This is a genomic window from Thalassospiraceae bacterium LMO-SO8, from assembly GCA_031655335.1.
Taxonomy (GTDB): domain Bacteria; phylum Pseudomonadota; class Alphaproteobacteria; order Rhodospirillales; family Casp-alpha2; genus UBA1479.
The window spans coordinates 3,741,216-3,760,145 of record CP134226.1 but is presented as its reverse complement, the minus strand read 5'-3'; the positions used below and the strand labels follow the sequence as shown (position 1 = coordinate 3,760,145).

Below are 18,930 nucleotides of genomic sequence, written 5' to 3'. Positions count from 1 at the left end.
GCAAAACTGGGATAGGCGACGGAACATGCTGGCCCCGAAAAGAATGAAATACCGGAAGGCCTTCAAAGGCCGCATCCATGGCAACGCCAAGGGTGGAACGACGCTCAACTTCGGTGCCTTCGGCCTGAAGGCGACCTCGCCGAACCGTATCACGTCGCGTCAGATCGAAGCCGCGCGCCGTGCCATGACGCGCCACATGAAGCGCGCCGGGCGTGTGTGGATCCGCATCTTCCCGGACGTGCCGGTGTCGAAGAAGCCGGCCGAAGTCCGCCAGGGTAAAGGTAAGGGTACGCCGGAATTCTGGGCCGCCCGCGTGAAGCCGGGCCGCATCATGTTCGAAATCGACGGCGTTTCGTATGAAGTGGCGAAAGAGGCCATGGAACTCGCGGCCGCCAAGCTGCCCATCGAAACGCGGTTCGTCACCCGCCTGGGCGAGGAGCACTAAGCCATGACGAAGGCTATTGATCTCAAGACCAAGTCCGACGACGAGCTGAAAGACCAGCTCATGGGCCTGAAAAAGGAAGCTTTCAATCTGCGCTTCCAGCAGGCGTCGGGTGCTTTGGAAAACACGGCGCAGGTGCGGGCGGTTCGCCGCGACATCGCGCGCATCAAAACCATTCTGGGCGAGCGCGGCACCGTCGCCGCGGCGTCCTGACAAAGAGGTAGCGAAAGATGCCGAAACGTACCCTGCAGGGCGTCGTCGTCAGCGACAAGATGGACAAGACCGTGACGGTTCAGGTTGAACGCCGGTTCAAGCATCCGCTCTACAAGAAGTTCATCAAGCGGACCAAGAAGTACGCCGCGCACGACGAGAACAACGCGTGCAAGGTTGGCGACCAGGTCCAGATCCGGGAAACCCGCCCGATTTCGAAGCGGAAGACCTGGGAAGTGGTAAGCGAGGCGGGCTGACGCCGAACCGGGTCCAATGGCCCAGTGGTAGACGCTCTTTAATCAAGGACAAGAACAATGATCCAGTCCGAAACAAACTTGGACGTTGCCGACAACTCCGGCGCCCGCCGGGTCCAGTGCATCAAGGTGCTGGGCGGTTCGAAGCGCAAGTACGCTTCCGTGGGCGACGTGATCGTCTGCTCCGTCAAGGAAGCGATCCCGCGGGGCCGCGTGAAGAAGGGCGAGGTCGTGAAGGCTGTCGTCGTGCGCACGGCGAAGGACATTCGGCGCGCGGACGGCACGACCATCCGCTTCGACAGCAATGCCGCCGTGCTGATCAACAACGCCGGCGAGCCCATCGGCACGCGTATCTTCGGCCCGGTGACCCGTGAACTTCGGGCCAAGGCCTACATGAAGATCGTGTCGCTGGCGCCGGAAGTGATCTGACGAGGAACCGCAGAAATGGTAGCGAGAATCAAAAAGGGCGATAAGGTCGTTGTTCTGACCGGCCGCGACAAGGGCAAGGAAGGCGAGGTGCTTAAGGTGCTTCCCACCGCCGACCGCGCCGTTGTCCAAGGTGTCAACCGCATGAAGCGGCACCAGCGTGCGACGCAGACGTCCACGGGCGGCATCATCGAACGTGAAGCCCCCATCCACCTGTCGAATTTGGCCCATCGGGACCCCAAGGACGGCAAGCCGACCCGCGTCGGCACCAAGATCCTGAATGACGGCCGCAAGGTCCGCTTTGCCAAGCGGTCCGGCGAGCAGATTGATTAAGCGAGGGCCTCTGACGATGGCTACACGGCTCAAAGAAGTTTACGAGAAGGAAATCAAGCCGGCCTTGATGGAGGAGTTCGGTTACGCGAACACCTATCAGGTTCCCAAGCTTGAGAAGATCGTTCTCAACATGGGTGTCGGCGACGCCACCGAGGACCGCAAGCGCGTCGACGGCGCGCTTCAGGACCTGACCCGCATCACCGGCCAGAAGCCGGTGGCGACCCGGGCCAAGAAGTCCATCGCCGGCTTCAAGCTGCGCGAAGGCATGGTCATCGGTGCCAAGGTCACGCTGCGCAAGGACCGCATGTACGAATTCCTGGATCGCCTGGTGAACATCGCGCTGCCGCGTGTTCGCGACTTCCGCGGCATCCAGGGCAAGTGTTTCGACGGACATGGCAACTTTGCCATGGGGTTGAAGGAACAGATCGTGTTCCCGGAAATCGACTATGACCAGGTCGACAAGGTCCGGGGTATGGACATCGTGATCTGCACCTCGGCCGAAACCGATGATGAAGCGAAGGCTTTGTTGAAGGCTTTCAACATGCCGCTGGCCACCAAGTAAGCCCAGCGGCGGATGGAGATCGAGTAATGGCGAAGAAAAGCGCGATTGAGAAAAACAACAAGCGGGCCCGCATGGCGAAGAGCTATGCCGCGAAACGGGAACGTCTGAAGGCGATCACGAAGGACGAAACGGCATCGCCGGAAGACCGCTTCAATGCGCATCTCAAACTGGCGGCACTGCCCCGCAACTCCTCGCCGACCAGGTACCGCCTGCGGTGCGAATTGTCGGGCCGGTCGCGCGGGAATTATCGCAAATTCAAGATTTCCCGCATTGCTATGCGGGATTTGGCCTCTGACGGGATGATTCCCGGCATGGTCAAGTCGAGCTGGTAGGAAGGGAAAGATACTGGCATGTCTATGACCGATCCCCTGGGTGATATGCTCACCCGCATCCGCAACGGACAACAGGCGCGCAAGGCCGTGGTTCTGTCGCCGTCTTCGAATCTGCGGGCCAACGTGCTCGAGGTTCTGAAGCGCGAAGGCTACATCCGTGGCTTTCAGAAGCGCGAAGAAAAGCCCGGCATGGCGGAACTGGAAATCGAACTGAAGTACCACGAAGGCCAGCCCGTGATCCGCGAGATCCAGCGCGTGTCGACGCCGGGCCGGCGTGTCTATTCGGGCATCGGCGACCTGCCGCGGGTCTACAACGGGCTGGGCATTTCCATCCTGTCGACCCCTCGGGGCGTGCTGTCCGATCATGAATGCCGCGAACACAACGTCGGCGGCGAAATTCTCTGCCAGGTGTTCTAAGAACACCCGGCGAACGAACGAGAAGGCGGTTCATTATGTCGCGTATTGGAAAAAACCCGGTCCTGGTGCCTGACGGCGTCACCGTCGAAATCGACGGCATGACGGTCAAGGCCAAGGGCAAGCTGGGCGAGCTGAGCGAGACCCTGGTTGACGATGTCGTCGTCACCATGGAAGACAATCTGATCAAGTTCGCGCCCGCGAACGATACCCAGCGCGCCCGGCAGATGTGGGGCATGAGCCGCACCAAGGTGAATAACCTGGTGGAAGGCGTCAGCCAGGGCTTCAAGAAGCAGCTGGATATTTCCGGCGTCGGCTACCGTGCCGCCATGCAGGGCAACAAGCTGGTTTTGCAGCTTGGTTTCAGCCACGACGTCGAGTATCCGGTGCCGGCCGGCATCAAGATCGCCTGCCCGGAACAGACGCAGATCGTCATTGAAGGCATCGACAAGCAGCTTGTCGGTCAGGTCGCGGCGGAAATCCGCGCGTATCGTCCGCCGGAGCCCTACAAGGGCAAGGGTGTCCGCTATGCCGGTGAATTCATTCTCCGCAAGGAAGGGAAGAAGAAGTAAGTCATGGCCAACGCTCGCGAAAAATTCGAAAAGCGCCAGTTGCGCGTTCGGCGTCAGGTCCGCAAGGCCGCCGGCGACCGCCTGCGCCTGGCCGTGTTCCGTTCCGGCCTGCACATCTATGCTCAGGTCATCGACGACCGCGCCGGCAAGACCCTTGCCGCGGCGTCGTCCCTGGACAAGGAACTCAAAGGCAAGTTGGCCAAGGGCTGCAACGTTGCCGCCGCTGGCGAGGTGGGCAAGCTGATTGCCGCCCGCGCCGTCAAGGAAGGCATCAAGGAAGTGATCTTCGACCGTGGCGGCTACAAGTACCACGGGCGGGTCAAGGCGCTCGCCGACGCCGCGCGTGAAGCCGGCTTGTCGTTCTAATTTAACGCATTCAAGGAAATCAGGAACAGCCTCATGGCAGAGCAACGCAACGAACAAGGTCAGGGACGGGGTCCGCGCGGACGGCGTGACCGGGACCGGGATCGCTCTCCCGAGCAGCGGGAAGATTCTGAACTGACCGACAAGCTGGTCTACATCAACCGCGTGGCCAAGGTGGTCAAGGGTGGGCGGCGTTTCTCGTTCGCGGCCCTGGTGGTTGTCGGCGACGGCAAGGGCCGGGTCGGATACGGATCGGGCAAGGCGCGTGAAGTGCCGGAAGCCATCCGCAAGGCCACGGACTCCGCCAAGCGCAACATGATCCGTGTGCCGCTGCGCGAAGGCCGCACGCTGCACCATGACGTTGCCGGGCGCTTCGGCGCTGGCCGGGTGATCATGCGCTCCGCCCCTCCGGGCACGGGCATCATTTCGGGCGGCCCCATGCGCGCCGTGTTCGAAACCATGGGCGTTCAGGACGTCGTTGCCAAATCCATGGGCAGCGCCAACCCCTACAACATGGTCAAGGCGACCTTCGCCGCATTGCAGGAAATTCAGTCGCCGCGCACCGTGGCGGCCCGCCGCTCGAAAAAGGTCGGTGATATCGTGCAGCGTCGCGACGACGTTTCCGCCACGACCGAACAGGCCTGATTGGAACCCTGAAGATGGCAGACAAGAAGACCGTCAAAGTCACCCAGACCGGCAGCCACATCGGCCGCCCGGCGGACCAGCGCGCAACCCTCAAGGGCCTGGGCCTGAACAAATTGCACCGCTCGCGCGTGCTGGAGGACACTCCGGCCGTGCGCGGCATGATTAATAAAGTCAGCCACCTGGTGCGGGTCGAGCAAGGCGACTAAATACTTAACGAAGGAATACCGCCATGCGTTTGAACGAAATCAGTGACAATCTGGGTGCGACCCGTCCGCGTAAGCGCGTCGGCCGCGGCATCGCGTCCGGCACCGGCAAGACGTCCGGCAAGGGCATGAAGGGCCAGAAGTCCCGCTCCGGCGTCAGCCTGCTGGGCTTCGAAGGTGGCCAGATGCCGATCTACCGGCGTCTGCCCAAGCGCGGCTTCAAGAACCCGTTCTCCAAGGACTTCGCCGAACTGAACGTCGGCCTGCTGCAGGAAGCGATCGATGCCAAGCGCATCGACGGTTCGAAGACCCTGACGACCGCCATGCTGGTCGAAGCCGGCGTCGCGAAGAAGCGGAAGGACGGCGTGCGTCTCCTGGGCCACGGCGAACTGAAGGCCAAGGTGACGCTTGAAATCGAAAGCGCCACCAAGGGCGCCATCGCCGCGGTCGAAAAGGCCGGCGGCACGGTGGCCGTGTCGGCGCCGACCGTCGCGAAGGACGAAGCGAGCGAAACCAAGGGGATCCGCGGCAAGAACAAGCGCCGCGCCCAGGACAAGGCCGCCGCCGGGGAATCCGCCGAATAACAGAACGGTGAGGGCGTTTGCCCCCGCCGCCGGAGAAGACTGAATGGCCTCTGCCGCCGAACAACTTGCCGCCAACGTAAACCTGGGCGCCTTCTCGAAGGCGACCGAGTTGAAGAAGCGCATCTGGTTCACGCTGGGTGCGCTCATCGTTTACAGGCTGGGCACGTTCATCCCGCTGCCGGGTATCGATCCGGTGGTGCTGGAAGAGATCTTCCGCGCCAACCAGAGCGGTGTTCTGGGCATGTTCAACATGTTCGCGGGCGGTGCGCTGGGGCGCATGACCATCTTCGCGCTCAACATCATGCCGTACATTTCGGCCTCCATCATCATGCAGTTGATGACGTCGATTTCGCCGTCGCTTGAGCAGATGAAGAAGGAAGGCGAGGCCGGCCGCAAGCGGATCAACCAGTACACGCGCTATCTCACGGTGCTGATCTGTCTCCTGCAAGCCTACGGCATTGCCGTCGGGATCGAGGGCATGTCGGGCAACCAGGGGCCGGCGGTTCACGAACCGGGCTATTTCTTCCGGTTCTCCGTGGTCGTGACCCTGACCGGCGGCACCATGTTCCTGATGTGGCTGGGCGAACAGATCACCGCGCGCGGCGTCGGAAACGGCATTTCACTGATCATTTTCGCGGGCATCGTCGCCGAACTGCCGATGGCCCTGGCCGGGACCTTCGAAATGGGCCGCACGGGCGCGCTGCCGACGGGCCTGATCATCGGCATCCTGGTGATGGCCGTGGCGACCATCGCGCTGGTCGTGTTCGTCGAACGCGCGCAGCGCCGGATCCTGATCCAGTATCCCAAGCGCCAGCGCGGTAACAAGATGATGGGCGGCGAATCCTCCCACCTGCCGCTCAAGCTCAACACCGCGGGCGTCATTCCGCCGATCTTCGCGTCCTCGCTGCTGCTGATGCCGATTACGGTCATCACGCTGTCGGCCGGGCAGGGGCCGGAATGGATGACGGAAGCGGCCGCCTATCTGGGCCGTGGCTCCCCCGTCTATATGTCGATCTACATCGGCCTGATCGTGTTCTTCGCCTTCTTCTATACGGCCGTCGTGTTCAACGTGAACGACACGGCCGAGAACCTGAAGAAGTACGGCGGCTTCGTTCCCGGCATCCGTCCGGGCAAGAACACGGCCGAATACCTGGATCGCGTGTTGACCCGCCTGACCTGCGTCGGTGCCCTGTATCTGGCCGTCATCTGCGCCATTCCCGAACTGCTGATCTCCAACTTCTCGGTTCCCTTCTACTTCGGCGGCACGTCGCTGCTGATCGTGGTCACGGTGACCATGGATACGGTGACCCAGATTCAGTCACACTTGATCGCGCATCAGTACGAAGGCCTGATCAAGAAGCAGCGGCTGCGGGGGAGGCGTTAATGATTCTGTTGCTGATAGGTCCGCCGGGCGCCGGCAAGGGGACGCAGTCGAAGCGGCTTGAGGAAGCTTACGGGCTTGTTCAATTGTCGACCGGCGACATGCTGCGCGCCGCCGTTGCCTCGGGCAGCGACCTCGGCAACAAGGCGAAAGAGATCATGGCCCGCGGCGATCTGGTGCCTGACGACCTGATCATCGACATGATCTCGGCCCGGATCGAACAGGCGGATTGCGCGAAAGGGTTCATTCTGGACGGTTTTCCGCGCACCGTGCCGCAGGCCGAAGCATTGGCCGCCATGCTCGCGAACAAGGGATTGAGCCTCGACCACGTGATCGAGTTGACCGTTGACGACGACGCCATGGTCAAGCGAATCACCGGCCGCTACACCTGCGCCAAATGCGGCAAGGGGTACCACGACGAGTTCGAAAAGCCCGCCAAGGACGGCGTGTGCGACAAATGCGGCGCGACGGAGTTTACCCGCCGTGCCGACGATACGGAGGGAACGGTGCGCAACCGGCTGGACGCCTATCATGCCCAGACCGCGCCGATCCTGGCTTACTACAAGGATCAAGGGCTTCTGAACGACGTCGACGGCATGGCCGATATCGACGCCGTGACGGCCCAGTTGAAAGGAGTAATCGGTCAGGCGTGAGGGGTGTGAAAAAGGCCTTTCCCCCAGGTTGACTTGGGGGCGCAAGTGCCTATAATCGCGCCTCTTTTCAGGCCCGGCGGATTTTGAAAATTTCCAGGCGAATTCGAACGCACGGAACCGTTCGTTGCGACGTTTTTGCCTTGAATACAACGAGTTAGAGCAAGTCCAGTGATTCTGCGGAGCGGGGACTTGCTCTTGAGTTTTTTGTCGAACGTGAGGAGCGAAAGCCTTGGCGCGTATTGCGGGTGTTAATATTCCGACGGCGAAACGGGTGGTGATTGCCTTGACCTATATTCATGGCATTGGCCGCACGTCCGCGCGGAAGATTTGTGACAGTGTCGGAATCCCTCTGGATCGGCGCGTCAATGAACTGACGGAAGACGAGGTCGCGCGCGTTCGTGAGACCATCGACCGTGACTTCCAGGTCGAAGGCGACCTCCGCCGCGAAACGGCCATGAACATCAAACGTTTGATGGATCTGGGCTGTTACCGCGGTCTCCGCCATCGTCGCGGCCTGCCCGTGCGCGGACAGCGTACCCATACCAACGCGCGCACCCGCAAAGGCCCGGCCAAGGCCATCGCGGGTAAGAAGAAATAACGGCTAGGGCAAGGATTTTAAGTTATGGCTAAGGCAGCAACAGCCCGCCCGCGGCGCCGCGAGCGTAAGAACATCGCCTCCGGCGTGGCGCACATCAATTCCACGTTCAACAACACCATGATCACCATCTCCGACGCGCAGGGCAACGCCATTGCCTGGTCGTCGGCCGGTTCCATGGGGTTCAAGGGGTCGCGCAAATCGACCCCCTATGCGGCGCAGGTCGCTGGTGAAGACGCCGGCAAGAAGGCGCAGGAACACGGCATGAAGACCCTTGATGTCGAGGTCAAGGGGCCGGGTTCCGGTCGTGAATCCGCCCTGCGGGCTTTGCAGGCGATCGGGTTCACCATCACCGCCATTCGTGACGTGACGCCGATCCCGCACAACGGCTGCCGTCCGCGGAAACGCCGCCGGGTTTAGTTCCTCCTGCGGGCAGACGGCCATCAGGGGCTCCGATCGGCCGCTGCCCGGGTTCCCGGCCGCAGGCCGCTTACGCCGCTTGGGAACACAATGAAATGGGGACCGCCCGGCAACGGTCCCTGACGATGGTTCAAGTGAACGCGAGGTCACTGACGTGATTCAGAAAAATTGGCAAGAACTTATTAAACCGAACAAGCTCGACATCAACCCGGGCGTCGACCCGCTGCGCCAGGCGACCATCGTCGCCGAACCGCTGGAACGCGGTTTCGGCCTGACCCTGGGCAATGCGCTGCGGCGCATCCTGCTGTCGTCGCTGCAGGGTGCCGCGGTCACGTCGATCCAGGTTGACGGCGTGCTGCATGAATTCTCGTCGATTCCCGGCGTGCGCGAAGACGTCACCGATATCGTTCTCAACATCAAGTCCATGGGCCTGCGCATGCAGGCTCAGGGCCCGAAGCGGATGACGCTGAAGGCCGATGGGCCCTGCATCGTGACCGCCGGCATGATCGATACGGGTGCGGACATCGAAGTCATGGATCCGGACCTGGTGCTGTGCCACCTGGACCGTGACGGCAAGCTGAACATGGAACTGACCGTGGAATCCGGGAAGGGCTATGTGCCGGCCAGCCAGCACCGCGCCGAAGACAGCCCGATCGGCCTGATCCCCATCGACGCCGTTTACTCGCCGGTCCGCAAGGTCGCCTACAAGGTCGACAACACCCGCGTTGGCCAGGTCACCGACCATGACAAGCTGTCCCTGGTCGTCACGACCAACGGCGCCGTGACGCCGGAAGACGCGGTGGCGCTCGCCGCCCGCATCCTGCAGGACCAGTTGCAGTTGTTCATCAACTTCGACGAACCGGAACACGCCCGCGAGGAAGCGCAGCAGGAAGACCTGCCGTTCAACAAGAACCTCCTGCGCAAGGTCGACGAGTTGGAACTGTCCGTGCGTTCGGCCAACTGCCTGAAGAACGACAACATCATCTACATCGGCGATCTGGTCCAGAAGACCGAAGCCGACATGCTGCGCACGCCCAACTTCGGCCGCAAGTCCTTGAACGAGATCAAGGAAGTGCTGGCCTCCATGGGCCTGCATCTGGGCATGGAAATCGCCGCCTGGCCGCCCGAGAACATCGAGGAACTGGCCAAGAAACTGGAAGATCCCTTTTGATCCGGCGGCGCGTCGCTAACCCCGGCGCGCCGTTCCGACCTAAAGAACCACCCCGGTCACCGATCGTCGGTCGGCCGGGCGCCCCAGGGGGTAAAATGGCACGCCCGGGCGAATAACTGAAAAAAGGAGCCTGACATGAGACACCGCAGCGGATACCGCAAACTCAACCGCACCGCCAGCCACCGCAAGGCCATGTTCTCCAACATGGCGGCGTCGCTGATCATCCACGAACAGATCACCACGACCCTGCCGAAGGCCAAGGAACTGCGCCGGTTCGCCGACCGCATGATCTCCCTGGGCAAGAAGGGCACGCTGCACCAGCGGCGCCAGGCCGTGTCCTTCCTGCAGGACGATGCCGCCGTGGCCAAGCTGTTCGGCACGCTGGCTGAGCGCTACAAGGACCGCCCGGGCGGCTACACCCGTGTGCTGAAGGCGGGTTTCCGTCACGGCGACGCGGCCCCGATGGCGGTGATCGAACTGGTCGACCGCGATCCGGACGCCAAGGGTGCCGAGGACAAGGCTCGCCACGCTGCGGAAATGGAAGCGGCGGACGCCCTGGAATAGCGATCCCGCCGGTTCGTCCGAGAATTTGGGAAAGCGCGGCTTCGGCCGCGCTTTTTCGTTTCTCGGTCCCGCGTTCGCGCGGGCAGGCCTTGACCTGGCCACAAACGGGCTAAATCCTGTTATGAACACGGTTTCGGCCGTCCCGTACACCTGATCCTGGAGCCTCCCTTGCCGATGATGTCGATCCTGGTCCGCCCGTCCGTTCTTGGTGCCGTTCTCAGCCTGGGCGTCGTCCTGGCCACGCCGGCGGCCCATGCCCAGTCCGCGGGGCGCGAGGTGCCGGACAGCCGCGACCAGATCATGCTGTCCTATGCCCCCGTGGTTGAGCAGGCGGCCCCCGCGGTGGTCAACATCTTCACGGCGAAAAAGGTCCAGCGCCGCCGCACGACCCTGTTCGACGATCCTTTTTTCCAGCGCTTCCTGGGCCCCAACCTGGGCGACCAGTTTGGGCGGCAGCCGCGTGAACGGGTGCAGAATTCCCTGGGCTCCGGCGTCATCGTGCGGGCCGACGGCCTGATCGTCACCAACAACCACGTCATCGAAGGGGCGGACGAGATCAAGGTCGTGCTGCACGACCGGCGCGAGTACGAGGCCAAGATCATCGGCACCGACGACCGCACGGACCTGGCCGTTCTGCGGCTGGAGGGGGCGCCTGCCGACCTGCCGGTTCTGGACCTTGCGGATTCCGACTCGGTCAAGGTCGGCGATCTGGTGCTCGCCATCGGCAACCCCTTCGGCGTCGGGCAGACGGTGACCAGCGGCATCGTTTCGGCCCTGGCGCGGACCCAGATGGCCAACGCCGGAACGGATCTGAATTTCTTCATCCAAACGGACGCGGCCATCAACCCGGGCAATTCTGGCGGCGCGCTGGTCGGGCTCGACGGCCGTCTGCTCGGCATTAACACGGCGATCTATTCCAAAACCGGGGGCTCCCTGGGCATCGGCTTCGCCATTCCCTCCAACATGGTGCGCGCCGTGGTCAACGGCGTGGTCAAGGGCGGGCGGCTGGTGCGGCCGTGGATCGGCGCCGCGGGCCGGCCGGTGACGGCGGATATCGCCAACTCCCTGGGCCTCGACCGGCCCGGCGGGGTCATCATCGAAGATGTCTATCCGGCCTCCGCCGCCGACCGTGCGGGGATCCAGCGCGGCGACATCATCCTGGCCGTCAACGGCCACGAGGTGCGGGATACGACGGCGCTCAAGTTCCGCGTCGCGACGACGCCGTTGGGCGAGACCGTGCCCCTGCGCATCTGGCGCCAGGGCCGCCTGGAGGCGCTCAAGCTGGAAATCGAGGCGCCGGTGGAATTCCCCGCCCGTAACCGATCGGAACTGGCCGGCCGCCATCCGCTGACGGGGGCGGTGGTTGTCAACATGTCGCCGGCGCTGGGCGATGAATTGGGCGTCGATACCTTCAAGCGGGGGGTCATGGTGTTGCAGGTCCGACGCGGCGCGCCGGCCGACAAGATCGGCCTGCGCCCCGGCGATTTCGTGAAACGGGTCAACGGCTCCGATATCGGGCTGGTGCGCGACCTGTTGACCGTGTTCTCGAAGCAGGCGCCGTCCTGGGAGATCACCATCGAACGCCAGGGCCGCGAGATCACCGAGCGGTTCGAAGGGTGAGCACGCTTTTCGAAAGCCAATCGCCGCGCCCGCTGGCCGACCGCCTGCGGCCAAAGACGATCGCCGAGGTCGTCGGCCAGACCCACCTGACCGGCCCCGACGGCTTCATCGGCCGCGCGGTCAAGGCCGGAAAGCTGACCTCCATCGTGTTCTGGGGGCCGCCAGGGACGGGGAAGACGACCCTGGCGCGGCTTCTGGCCGATCACGTATCCCTGCATTTCGAGCCCCTGTCGGCGGTGTTTTCCGGCGTCGCCGACCTGCGTAAGGTGTTCGACCGGGCGAAAGAGCGGCGCAAGATGGGGCAGGGGACCCTGCTGTTCATCGACGAGATCCATCGCTTCAACCGGGCTCAGCAGGACGGATTCCTACCCTATGTGGAAGACGGCACGGTGGTGCTGATCGGGGCGACGACGGAAAACCCGTCGTTCGAACTGAATCCGGCGCTGCTGTCGCGCGCCCAGGTGCTGGTGCTGAACCGCCTGGATGCCGGGGCGCTTGAGGAATTGATGGTCCGGGCCGAGGGGGAACTGGGTCATCCGCTGCCGTTGGACGCCGATGCCCGACAGGCGCTCGCCGCCATGGCCGACGGCGACGGGCGCTATCTGTTGAACATGGTGGAAAACCTGGACGCCATGGCGCTCACGGCGCCCCTGGACCCCGCCGGCCTGGCCGCCGCCGTGCAAAAGCGCATGCCGATTTACGACAAGGGGCAGGAAAGCCATTACAACCTGATCTCGGCGTTGCACAAGTCCATGCGGGGGTCCGACGTCGATGCCGCGCTCTACTGGCTGGCGCGGATGCTGGACGGCGGGGAGGATCCTCTCTACATCGCCCGGCGGATTACCCGCTTCGCCTCCGAGGACATCGGTCTGGCCGACCCGCAAGCCCTGCCGCAGGCCCTGGCCGCCTGGGATACATACGAACGCCTGGGCTCGCCCGAGGGCGAACTGGCCCTGGTTCAGGCCGTCGTCTACCTGGCGACCGCGCCGAAATCCAACGCCCTCTACAAGGCGGCGGGGGCGGCCCGCCGCGTGGCGCGGGAAACGGGTTCCCTGATGCCGCCGAAACATATCCTCAACGCGCCGACCAAGCTGATGAAGGACCTGGACTACGGCAAGGACTACGCCTATGACCACGACACCGAGGACGGTTTTTCCGGGCAGAACTATTTCCCCGACGGCATGGCGCGCACGCGGCTGTATTCGCCGCGCGATCGCGGGTTCGAGCGTGAGATAACGAAGCGCCTGGCCTATTGGGACAAATTGCGGCGCCAGCGGACCAAGGGGGACGACGGCGGTTCGTCTTCGGAGTAGATTGGGCGCCGAACGGGGACAAGGACCGGAACGATGACGGGAAACCTGTGATGCAGATGTTGTTTGCCGTGGCCATGGGGGGCGCCGTGGGCGCCGTCGGGCGGTTCCTGGTGATGAACGCCGTGGGCAGCCAACTGGGCCATGGGTTTCCTTGGGGCACCTTCACGGTCAACCTGGTGGGCTCTTTCATGCTGGGCGCGCTGATCGAAATCAGCGCCCTGCATTGGTCGCCGACGCCGGAAATCCGGGCCTTTCTGGTGGTCGGCATGCTGGGGGCCTTCACGACCTTTTCCACGTTCTCGCTGGATTCCTATACCTTGATCGATCGCGGGCAGATCGGGGCCGCGGCCCTCTATATCGGCGGCTCGGTCGTGCTGTGCATCTTCGGCTTTTGGGCCGGGATCGCCTTGTTGCGTCAGGTTCTGTGATGGCCGACACCAAGGCGCCCGATGCCAAAGGCCAGAAGGTTTCCGCGGACGAAGACGGCCTGCGCCTCGACCGTTGGCTGAAACAGCATCTTCCCGACCTGCCGTTCGGGCAGGTCCAGAAGCTTCTGCGCACCGGGCAGATCAGAATCGACGGCCATCGCGCCAAGACCGGGACGCGCCTGGCGGCGGGCCAGGAGGTGCGCCTGCCGCCAAGCCTGCGGCCGGGCGGCGAGGGGGTGGTCAATCGCGCGCCGACCGCCGTCAAACCGGCGGCGAAGCCGGCACCCAAGGTTTCCGCCGGCGAGATCAAGGACCTGCAGGCCCGCGTGATCTATCGCGATGACGAGATTCTGGTGTTGGACAAGCCGGCCGGCCTGGCCGTACAGGGCGGATCGGGGCTCAGCCACCATCTGGACGCCATGCTCGACGGGCTGCGCTTCGATGCGGCGGAACGGCCGCGTCTGACCCATCGGCTGGACAAGGATACCTCGGGCGTGCTGGTTCTGGCCCGCACCCGCGCCGCCGCGCGCTGGGTGACCGAAGGGTTTCGCCGCAAGACCATCCGTAAACTCTATTGGGCGGCTGTCGCGGGCGTGCCGGAAATCGCCCAAGGGCGTATCCGCCTGAAGCTGGGCAAAAAGCGCGGCGCCGGCGGGCAGGAAAAGATGGACGCCGATGCCGAGGACGCCAAGCGGGCGGAAACCCTATACCGCATCGTCGACCGTGTCGGCCGCAAGGCGGTGGCTTGGCTGGCCATGGAGCCGGTGACGGGCCGCACGCACCAGCTTCGCGCCCATGCCCTGGCCATGGAAACGCCGATCCTGGGTGACGGAAAATATGGGGGCGCGGAAGCTTTTCCCGACCTGCCGGTGAAAATCCGTATGCTGCAACTGCACGCCCGGCGTATCGTCATCAAGCATCCCTCGGGCGGCGTGATCGACGTCGTGGCGCCGTTGCCGCCGCATATGGCTGAAACCTGGAAGGCACTCGGTTTCACCAAGGATCAATCGGCGGATGAACTCTTTGAGGAATAGCCTTAAACTATATCCCAGGCAGCCCGGTCGGGGAGGCGCGCCTTCAATTGCTTCGTGCGGGGTTGTTCCGTCCGTTGCCGCCACCCAACTGAGTCTAAGGATTCTTAGGTGAATTTCATACCATGCGACAATCAAACATTGCATTGTATGCAGGATTGCATATCACTTGAGAGGTATTTGACGGTTCCAAAATGGCGACTTGGCACGGGGGATGCATGGTTGCCGAAACAAGACGGGCGGTGCCAAATGCCGTCTGTAACAGAGACCAAAAGACCATGCGCCTACTCCTAGTCGAAGATCACAATCGGTTTGCTGAATCCATCAAGGTGGGGTTGGAAAATCAGGCCTTTGCCGTTGACATGGTCGATTCCGGCGCCGGCGCCGACGCCGCCGTGGCCAGCGTTCAATACGATGCGATCATTCTTGATCTTGGCCTACCGGACACGGACGGCCTGACCTTACTCAAGCAGTGGCGGGAACAGGGGAATGTCGTTCCGGTCCTGATTCTGACCGCCCGCGACGGCCTGGACGATCGCGTCAAGGGATTGAACACCGGCGCCGATGACTACCTGCTGAAGCCCTTCGAAATGGAGGAACTGGTTGCCCGCATCCGCGCCCTGCTGCGCCGACCCGGCGGGGTTCTGGGACTGGTCATGACGGCGGGCAACGTGTCGTTCGACACCACGGCGCGGGAGGTGCGGGTCAACGATCAGCCCATATCCATTTCTCGGCGCGAGATGGGCGTGCTAGAACAACTTATGCGGCGATATGGGCGTGTGGTTCCCAAATCGGTTCTGGAAGACAAGATTTACGGTTTTGACGAGGAGGTGTCGTCGAATTCTGTGGAGGTTCATGTTTCCAGACTGCGTAAGCGGCTTACAAAAAACGGGGCCAGTGTGAGCGTTCATACTCTTCGCGGTGTGGGCTACTTGCTGTCCGAAGGCTCACTTAACACTTAACGATCTGATCGTGAAATGAACGAAAACAAAGAAAACGGCGAACCGACGGTGGATCACGAGTTTCTTCTGAACCTCGCGCGCGAAAAGTCGACCATGGGCCGTGCGAAGTTGACCGAAACGATCATGGATCTGTTCGAAAACAAGGGCGATGCCCTGACGGACCGTGAACGGGCGCTGATGTTCGGCATTCTGCGTAGCGTCGTGCGCGAGATCGAGATGTCCGTGCGCCGGGGTGTTGCCCAACAGTTGGCGGGATTGAGCGACGTGCCCGAGGACCTGATCCGCATTCTCGCCAATGACGAGATCGAGGTTGCCTATCCGGTTTTGACGGAATCCGGGTTGCTCAAGGATTCCGATCTGATCGAGATCATCCGCCACCGTACGCTTGAACATCAACTTGCCGTCGCCATCCGCCAGAACATCAGCGAAGCCGTGTCTCAGGCACTGGTCGAGACGGGCAACGAGCGCGTGGTCGTGACCTTGCTCAAGAATGAGAACGCGAAGATTTCGCAAAGCACCATGGAATATCTGGTGGAACAGTCGAAACGCGTCGATACCTTCCAGGAACCCATCCTGCATCGCGAGGAACTGCGCCCTGAACTGGCGCAGCGCATGTTCCTGTGGGTGACGGCGGCGCTGCGCGAATTCATCCTGGAGAACTTCAAGCTCGACCAGTCGGTGGTCGACGATCTTCTGGAACAGATCGCCTCCCAGGAAGGCGGGGTGCAGCCCGATCACGCAAACGGGCTGAAGGCCAATGAATTGGCGGCCAACCTGGACCGCGAGGGGCTGGTCACGCCGGAAATGCTGATTACCGCCCTGAGCCAGGGCGAGGTATCGCTGTTCCTGGCCTTGTTCTCGCGGCTCACGGGTATCCGTGAGTATTTGGCCAAGCGCATTCTGTTCGAACCGGGCGGCGAGGGCATGGCCATCTGTTGCAAGGCGGTGGGCCTGACCAAGGACGAGTTCGCCCAGATTTTCCGCTATTCGCAGTTGGTCCGCGCGCGTCGCAGCGACCGCATCGACGAAGCCCTGGCGGACGTGATCTGGATCTACGAGGACATGAGCCGCGAGGCCGCCGCGGGCGTGCTGAAGACGTGGCGCCGGAATACGGGCTATTTGGCGGCGATCCGCCAGATTCAGTCGGCTACCCGGCGAAATGCGTGAGCGTAAACCGCGCAGCTGGCCTTCTCTATCCGCTGACCCCGAAACGCGCGCGGCCGAGGCTCTGACGCGGCTGGAGGACGTCACCCGCCTGGTCTCGGATTTGGTGTGGGAGACGGATGCGGATTTTCGCCTCGCCTATGTGTCCGAACATGCCTTCGAAGTCATGGGGTATGTGCCGCTTCAGCTTGAAGGCCGGCACTTCGAGGAGTTGGGTCAATTCGTCGATGACGCGGGCAACCATATTCCCCTCGACATCCGTAAGCCGTTCCGCGATGTCACCTTCGTGGCCAAGAGTGCCGACGGGGAGCAGAGGCGTCTTCTGACCAGCGGTCTGCCGTTTTTCGATCCGGACAGTGGACGCTTTTCCGGCATCCGGGGCACCGCCCGCGACGTGACGGAAATCTACCGCGCCGAGCGTATCCGTGCCGAACAGGAAGAACGCCAGCGTGCGTTCGTCGCCGACGTCGCCCATGAACTGCGGACGCCGCTTGCCATTCTTCGCACCAAGCTGGACATCTTGAAGGACGAGGCCGCGGCGGCGGTGCTGCGTGACGAGATCGACAGCATGACCCGGTTGGTGTCGCAGATGCTTTCTTTCGCGCGCTACGAGCTGTTTCGCCCCGGGTCCGAGGAAGAAGCGGACCTGTGTGACGTCTGCACCAACGTGGCGACCCATCTGGCGCCGATCGCGATTCTGGAAGACCGTTTGATTGAGGTTCTGGCCGAGGCGCCGGTGATCGTGCGCGGCTCTTCCCCCGCGCTGGAACAGGCGGTCCGCAATCTGGTGGAAAATGCCGTGCGGTACGCGCCACCGCAATCCACGGTCACCGTGCGCATCACGGACGAACCGGCGATCCACGTGATTGACCGGGGGGCGGGCGTGCCGAAGGAACGCCGGGCGACGATCTTCGACCGATTCGACCGCGCGGACCGGCGCGGCGACGGCGCAGGCCTGGGTCTGGCCATCGTCAAGCGGATTGCCGACGCCCACGGCGCCAAGGTGGAAATCACTGATCCGCCCGGCGGCGGCACGGATTTCTGCGTTAAATTTCCCGCCCGATAGGGCGCCGACCCAAGATTCCCAATAATGTTCGATTTGTCAGGTAGCGGTCAGCTTGATCGCCGACACTTCGTCATGGATTTCAACATCCGGGGTGACGGCCATTGGTGGTTTGCCCTGGATGTGGTGGGCCCAGGACGGGTTGGATGGGCTCCGCCGCGTTTACGAATTCACCGTACCGTCGCAGATCATACTGATTTGCGGCGGCTCACCCTCGAAACTTAAAGCCGCTCCGTTGAGCGGCTTTTTTTTGTCCGGCGCCCGGACGCCGGCAGAAGGGGAGGGGCCAAAACGAAGGGGCGGCGCCTTGCGGTGCCGCCCCCTGCGATTGGTTCCGAGGAACGCCGATCCTATTGTGTCAGGATCACCGTTACCCGGCGGTTCTTCTCGTTCTTGACGCCGTCGGCCGTCTTTTCGGCCGGCGCGTCCTCACCGAAGAATTGAACCGCGGTTTTCGCCGGGTCCAGGCCGATTTCCGTGAAGGCCTTCTTCACGGCATTGACCCGCATTTCCGACAGTTTGCGGTTGTAGTTCTTGTCGCCCGCCGTATCCGCATGGCCGGTCAGCATGATCGACTTGTATCCGGAAATGGATTCCGCCATCACCTGATAGGCAACCGCGGTCGCCGCTTCGTTCAACGTCGCCTTGTTGAAGTCGAAGTAGATGACGAATTCCTTGGCGGGTTTGGGTTTCTTGGCGGCCTTGGCGCCGCCCAGACCCTTCATGGCTTCCTCAAAGGCGCTGCGGCAGGCGGCAATGTCCTTGGGCTGGTCATTTTCTTCCTGCTGTTCCATCCAGCAGTCGAACATGGCCTGGGCCCGTGCCGCCTTTTCCGGCGCCGTCTTTCCGGCACCGGCGGCAAGGGCATCGGTCAGTTTCTTGCGGGCGGTGGCAAGGTCGGCGGTCGCGCTGGAGGGGATCTTGCGATCCTTCATATCCTGCGGACCCGTGTCCTTGCCGGCGGCCGCCATCTGGGCCCGGGTGTTGTAGTAGACCGCCGACCGGCTGTCGGCTTGATCGTCTTCGGAACGGGCAAGGTCGACATACTCCTTGAACAACGCCTTTTGGAAGTTGTCGCCCGAAAGCGGCATCTTCTTCGTGGCGTCCAGGTCGATGCTGGAACAGGCGGCGACCAATGCGCCGGTCAGCCCCAGAACAGCCAATCTGTTCAGGAATTTCATTTCGGTATTTCCTTCCAAGGTTGAGAGTTGGGCTCGTATTGCTT

26 protein-coding genes and 1 pseudogene are annotated in these 18,930 nt (G+C 62.7%); 26 read left to right on the top strand and 1 reads right to left on the bottom strand.

Annotated elements, in window-relative coordinates; genetic code table 11:
• Positions 1–25 precede the first annotated feature (25 nt).
• The 26 genes and pseudogenes from rplP to RJ527_18100 all read left to right on the top strand — a co-directional run bounded on the left by rplP (position 26) and on the right by RJ527_18100 (position 17,708).
• Positions 26–445, top strand: coding sequence for a 50S ribosomal protein L16 (gene rplP / locus RJ527_18225; protein ID WND75948.1), 420 nt, complete (start codon positions 26–28; stop codon positions 443–445).
• Between the two features lie 3 nt (positions 446–448).
• Entirely contained in the window at positions 449–655 is a 207-nt protein-coding gene (gene rpmC, locus RJ527_18220; GenBank protein WND75947.1) for a 50S ribosomal protein L29, read from the top strand.
• Between the two features lie 17 nt (positions 656–672).
• Positions 673–909, top strand: a complete 237-nt coding sequence (gene rpsQ / locus RJ527_18215) for a 30S ribosomal protein S17 (protein ID WND75946.1) — start codon at positions 673–675, stop codon at positions 907–909.
• A gap of 57 nt (positions 910–966) precedes the next feature.
• On the top strand, positions 967–1,335 hold the full coding sequence (gene rplN / locus RJ527_18210; GenBank protein ID WND75945.1) for a 50S ribosomal protein L14: 369 nt from the start codon (positions 967–969) through the stop codon (positions 1,333–1,335).
• A 15-nt stretch (positions 1,336–1,350) separates the two neighbouring features.
• A complete protein-coding gene (gene rplX / locus RJ527_18205) occupies positions 1,351–1,665 on the top strand; it encodes a 50S ribosomal protein L24 (protein WND75944.1) in 315 nt (104 codons plus the stop codon).
• A gap of 16 nt (positions 1,666–1,681) precedes the next feature.
• Entirely contained in the window at positions 1,682–2,227 is a 546-nt protein-coding gene (gene rplE / locus RJ527_18200; protein WND75943.1) for a 50S ribosomal protein L5, read from the top strand.
• A gap of 26 nt (positions 2,228–2,253) precedes the next feature.
• The gene (gene rpsN / locus RJ527_18195) at positions 2,254–2,559 is read left to right on the top strand and encodes a 30S ribosomal protein S14 (GenBank protein ID WND75942.1); all 306 of its coding nucleotides are present in this window, start codon (positions 2,254–2,256) and stop codon (positions 2,557–2,559) included.
• A gap of 18 nt (positions 2,560–2,577) precedes the next feature.
• A complete protein-coding gene (gene rpsH / locus RJ527_18190; protein ID WND75941.1) occupies positions 2,578–2,976 on the top strand; it encodes a 30S ribosomal protein S8 in 399 nt (132 codons plus the stop codon).
• A 35-nt stretch (positions 2,977–3,011) separates the two neighbouring features.
• Positions 3,012–3,545 (top strand): 50S ribosomal protein L6, encoded by a 534-nt coding sequence (gene rplF / locus RJ527_18185; protein WND75940.1) that lies wholly within the window; start codon positions 3,012–3,014, stop codon positions 3,543–3,545.
• A 3-nt stretch (positions 3,546–3,548) separates the two neighbouring features.
• Positions 3,549–3,911 (top strand): 50S ribosomal protein L18, encoded by a 363-nt coding sequence (gene rplR / locus RJ527_18180; GenBank protein ID WND75939.1) that lies wholly within the window; start codon positions 3,549–3,551, stop codon positions 3,909–3,911.
• Positions 3,912–3,944: 33 nt separating this feature from the next.
• Entirely contained in the window at positions 3,945–4,553 is a 609-nt protein-coding gene (rpsE, locus tag RJ527_18175) for a 30S ribosomal protein S5 (GenBank protein ID WND75938.1), read from the top strand.
• Between the two features lie 14 nt (positions 4,554–4,567).
• A complete protein-coding gene (gene rpmD / locus RJ527_18170; protein ID WND75937.1) occupies positions 4,568–4,759 on the top strand; it encodes a 50S ribosomal protein L30 in 192 nt (63 codons plus the stop codon).
• 23 nt (positions 4,760–4,782) lie between these two features.
• Positions 4,783–5,235, top strand: a pseudogene (rplO, locus tag RJ527_18165) (50S ribosomal protein L15).
• A 148-nt stretch (positions 5,236–5,383) separates the two neighbouring features.
• Positions 5,384–6,724: a preprotein translocase subunit SecY gene (gene secY / locus RJ527_18160; protein WND75936.1), complete on the top strand. Its 1,341-nt coding sequence runs from the start codon at positions 5,384–5,386 to the stop codon at positions 6,722–6,724.
• Positions 6,724–7,374, top strand: a complete 651-nt coding sequence (locus RJ527_18155; protein WND75935.1) for an adenylate kinase — start codon at positions 6,724–6,726, stop codon at positions 7,372–7,374. Before secY ends, RJ527_18155 begins: the two co-directional genes overlap by 1 nt.
• 229 nt (positions 7,375–7,603) lie before the next feature.
• Positions 7,604–7,972 (top strand): 30S ribosomal protein S13, encoded by a 369-nt coding sequence (rpsM, locus tag RJ527_18150; GenBank protein WND75934.1) that lies wholly within the window; start codon positions 7,604–7,606, stop codon positions 7,970–7,972.
• A gap of 24 nt (positions 7,973–7,996) precedes the next feature.
• Complete coding sequence (gene rpsK / locus RJ527_18145; protein WND75933.1) at positions 7,997–8,389, top strand: 30S ribosomal protein S11; 393 nt, start codon at positions 7,997–7,999, stop codon at positions 8,387–8,389.
• Between the two features lie 154 nt (positions 8,390–8,543).
• A complete protein-coding gene (locus tag RJ527_18140) occupies positions 8,544–9,560 on the top strand; it encodes a DNA-directed RNA polymerase subunit alpha (GenBank protein ID WND75932.1) in 1,017 nt (338 codons plus the stop codon).
• Between the two features lie 135 nt (positions 9,561–9,695).
• Positions 9,696–10,124: a 50S ribosomal protein L17 gene (gene rplQ / locus RJ527_18135; GenBank protein WND75931.1), complete on the top strand. Its 429-nt coding sequence runs from the start codon at positions 9,696–9,698 to the stop codon at positions 10,122–10,124.
• A 174-nt stretch (positions 10,125–10,298) separates the two neighbouring features.
• On the top strand, positions 10,299–11,744 hold the full coding sequence (locus tag RJ527_18130; GenBank protein WND78085.1) for a DegQ family serine endoprotease: 1,446 nt from the start codon (positions 10,299–10,301) through the stop codon (positions 11,742–11,744).
• A complete protein-coding gene (locus RJ527_18125) occupies positions 11,741–13,057 on the top strand; it encodes a replication-associated recombination protein A (protein ID WND75930.1) in 1,317 nt (438 codons plus the stop codon). The genes RJ527_18130 and RJ527_18125 overlap by 4 nt, the downstream gene beginning before the upstream one ends.
• Positions 13,058–13,107: 50 nt before the next feature.
• Positions 13,108–13,485 carry a fluoride efflux transporter CrcB gene (gene crcB / locus RJ527_18120; GenBank protein ID WND75929.1) on the top strand — a complete coding sequence of 126 codons (378 nt, stop codon included), beginning with the start codon at positions 13,108–13,110 and terminating at the stop codon, positions 13,483–13,485.
• Positions 13,485–14,519, top strand: coding sequence for an RluA family pseudouridine synthase (locus RJ527_18115; GenBank protein ID WND75928.1), 1,035 nt, complete (start codon positions 13,485–13,487; stop codon positions 14,517–14,519). The genes crcB and RJ527_18115 overlap by 1 nt, the downstream gene beginning before the upstream one ends.
• A gap of 215 nt (positions 14,520–14,734) precedes the next feature.
• Positions 14,735–15,478, top strand: a complete 744-nt coding sequence (locus tag RJ527_18110; protein WND75927.1) for a response regulator — start codon at positions 14,735–14,737, stop codon at positions 15,476–15,478.
• A gap of 15 nt (positions 15,479–15,493) precedes the next feature.
• Positions 15,494–16,645, top strand: a complete 1,152-nt coding sequence (locus tag RJ527_18105; GenBank protein WND75926.1) for a DUF2336 domain-containing protein — start codon at positions 15,494–15,496, stop codon at positions 16,643–16,645.
• A complete protein-coding gene (locus RJ527_18100) occupies positions 16,638–17,708 on the top strand; it encodes a PAS domain-containing sensor histidine kinase (protein WND75925.1) in 1,071 nt (356 codons plus the stop codon). The genes RJ527_18105 and RJ527_18100 overlap by 8 nt, the downstream gene beginning before the upstream one ends.
• A 347-nt stretch (positions 17,709–18,055) precedes the next feature.
• Here RJ527_18100 and RJ527_18095 read toward each other — a convergent pair whose 3' ends face one another.
• Complete coding sequence (locus RJ527_18095; protein WND75924.1) at positions 18,056–18,886, bottom strand: OmpA family protein; 831 nt, start codon at positions 18,884–18,886, stop codon at positions 18,056–18,058.
• Positions 18,887–18,930 lie beyond the last annotated feature (44 nt).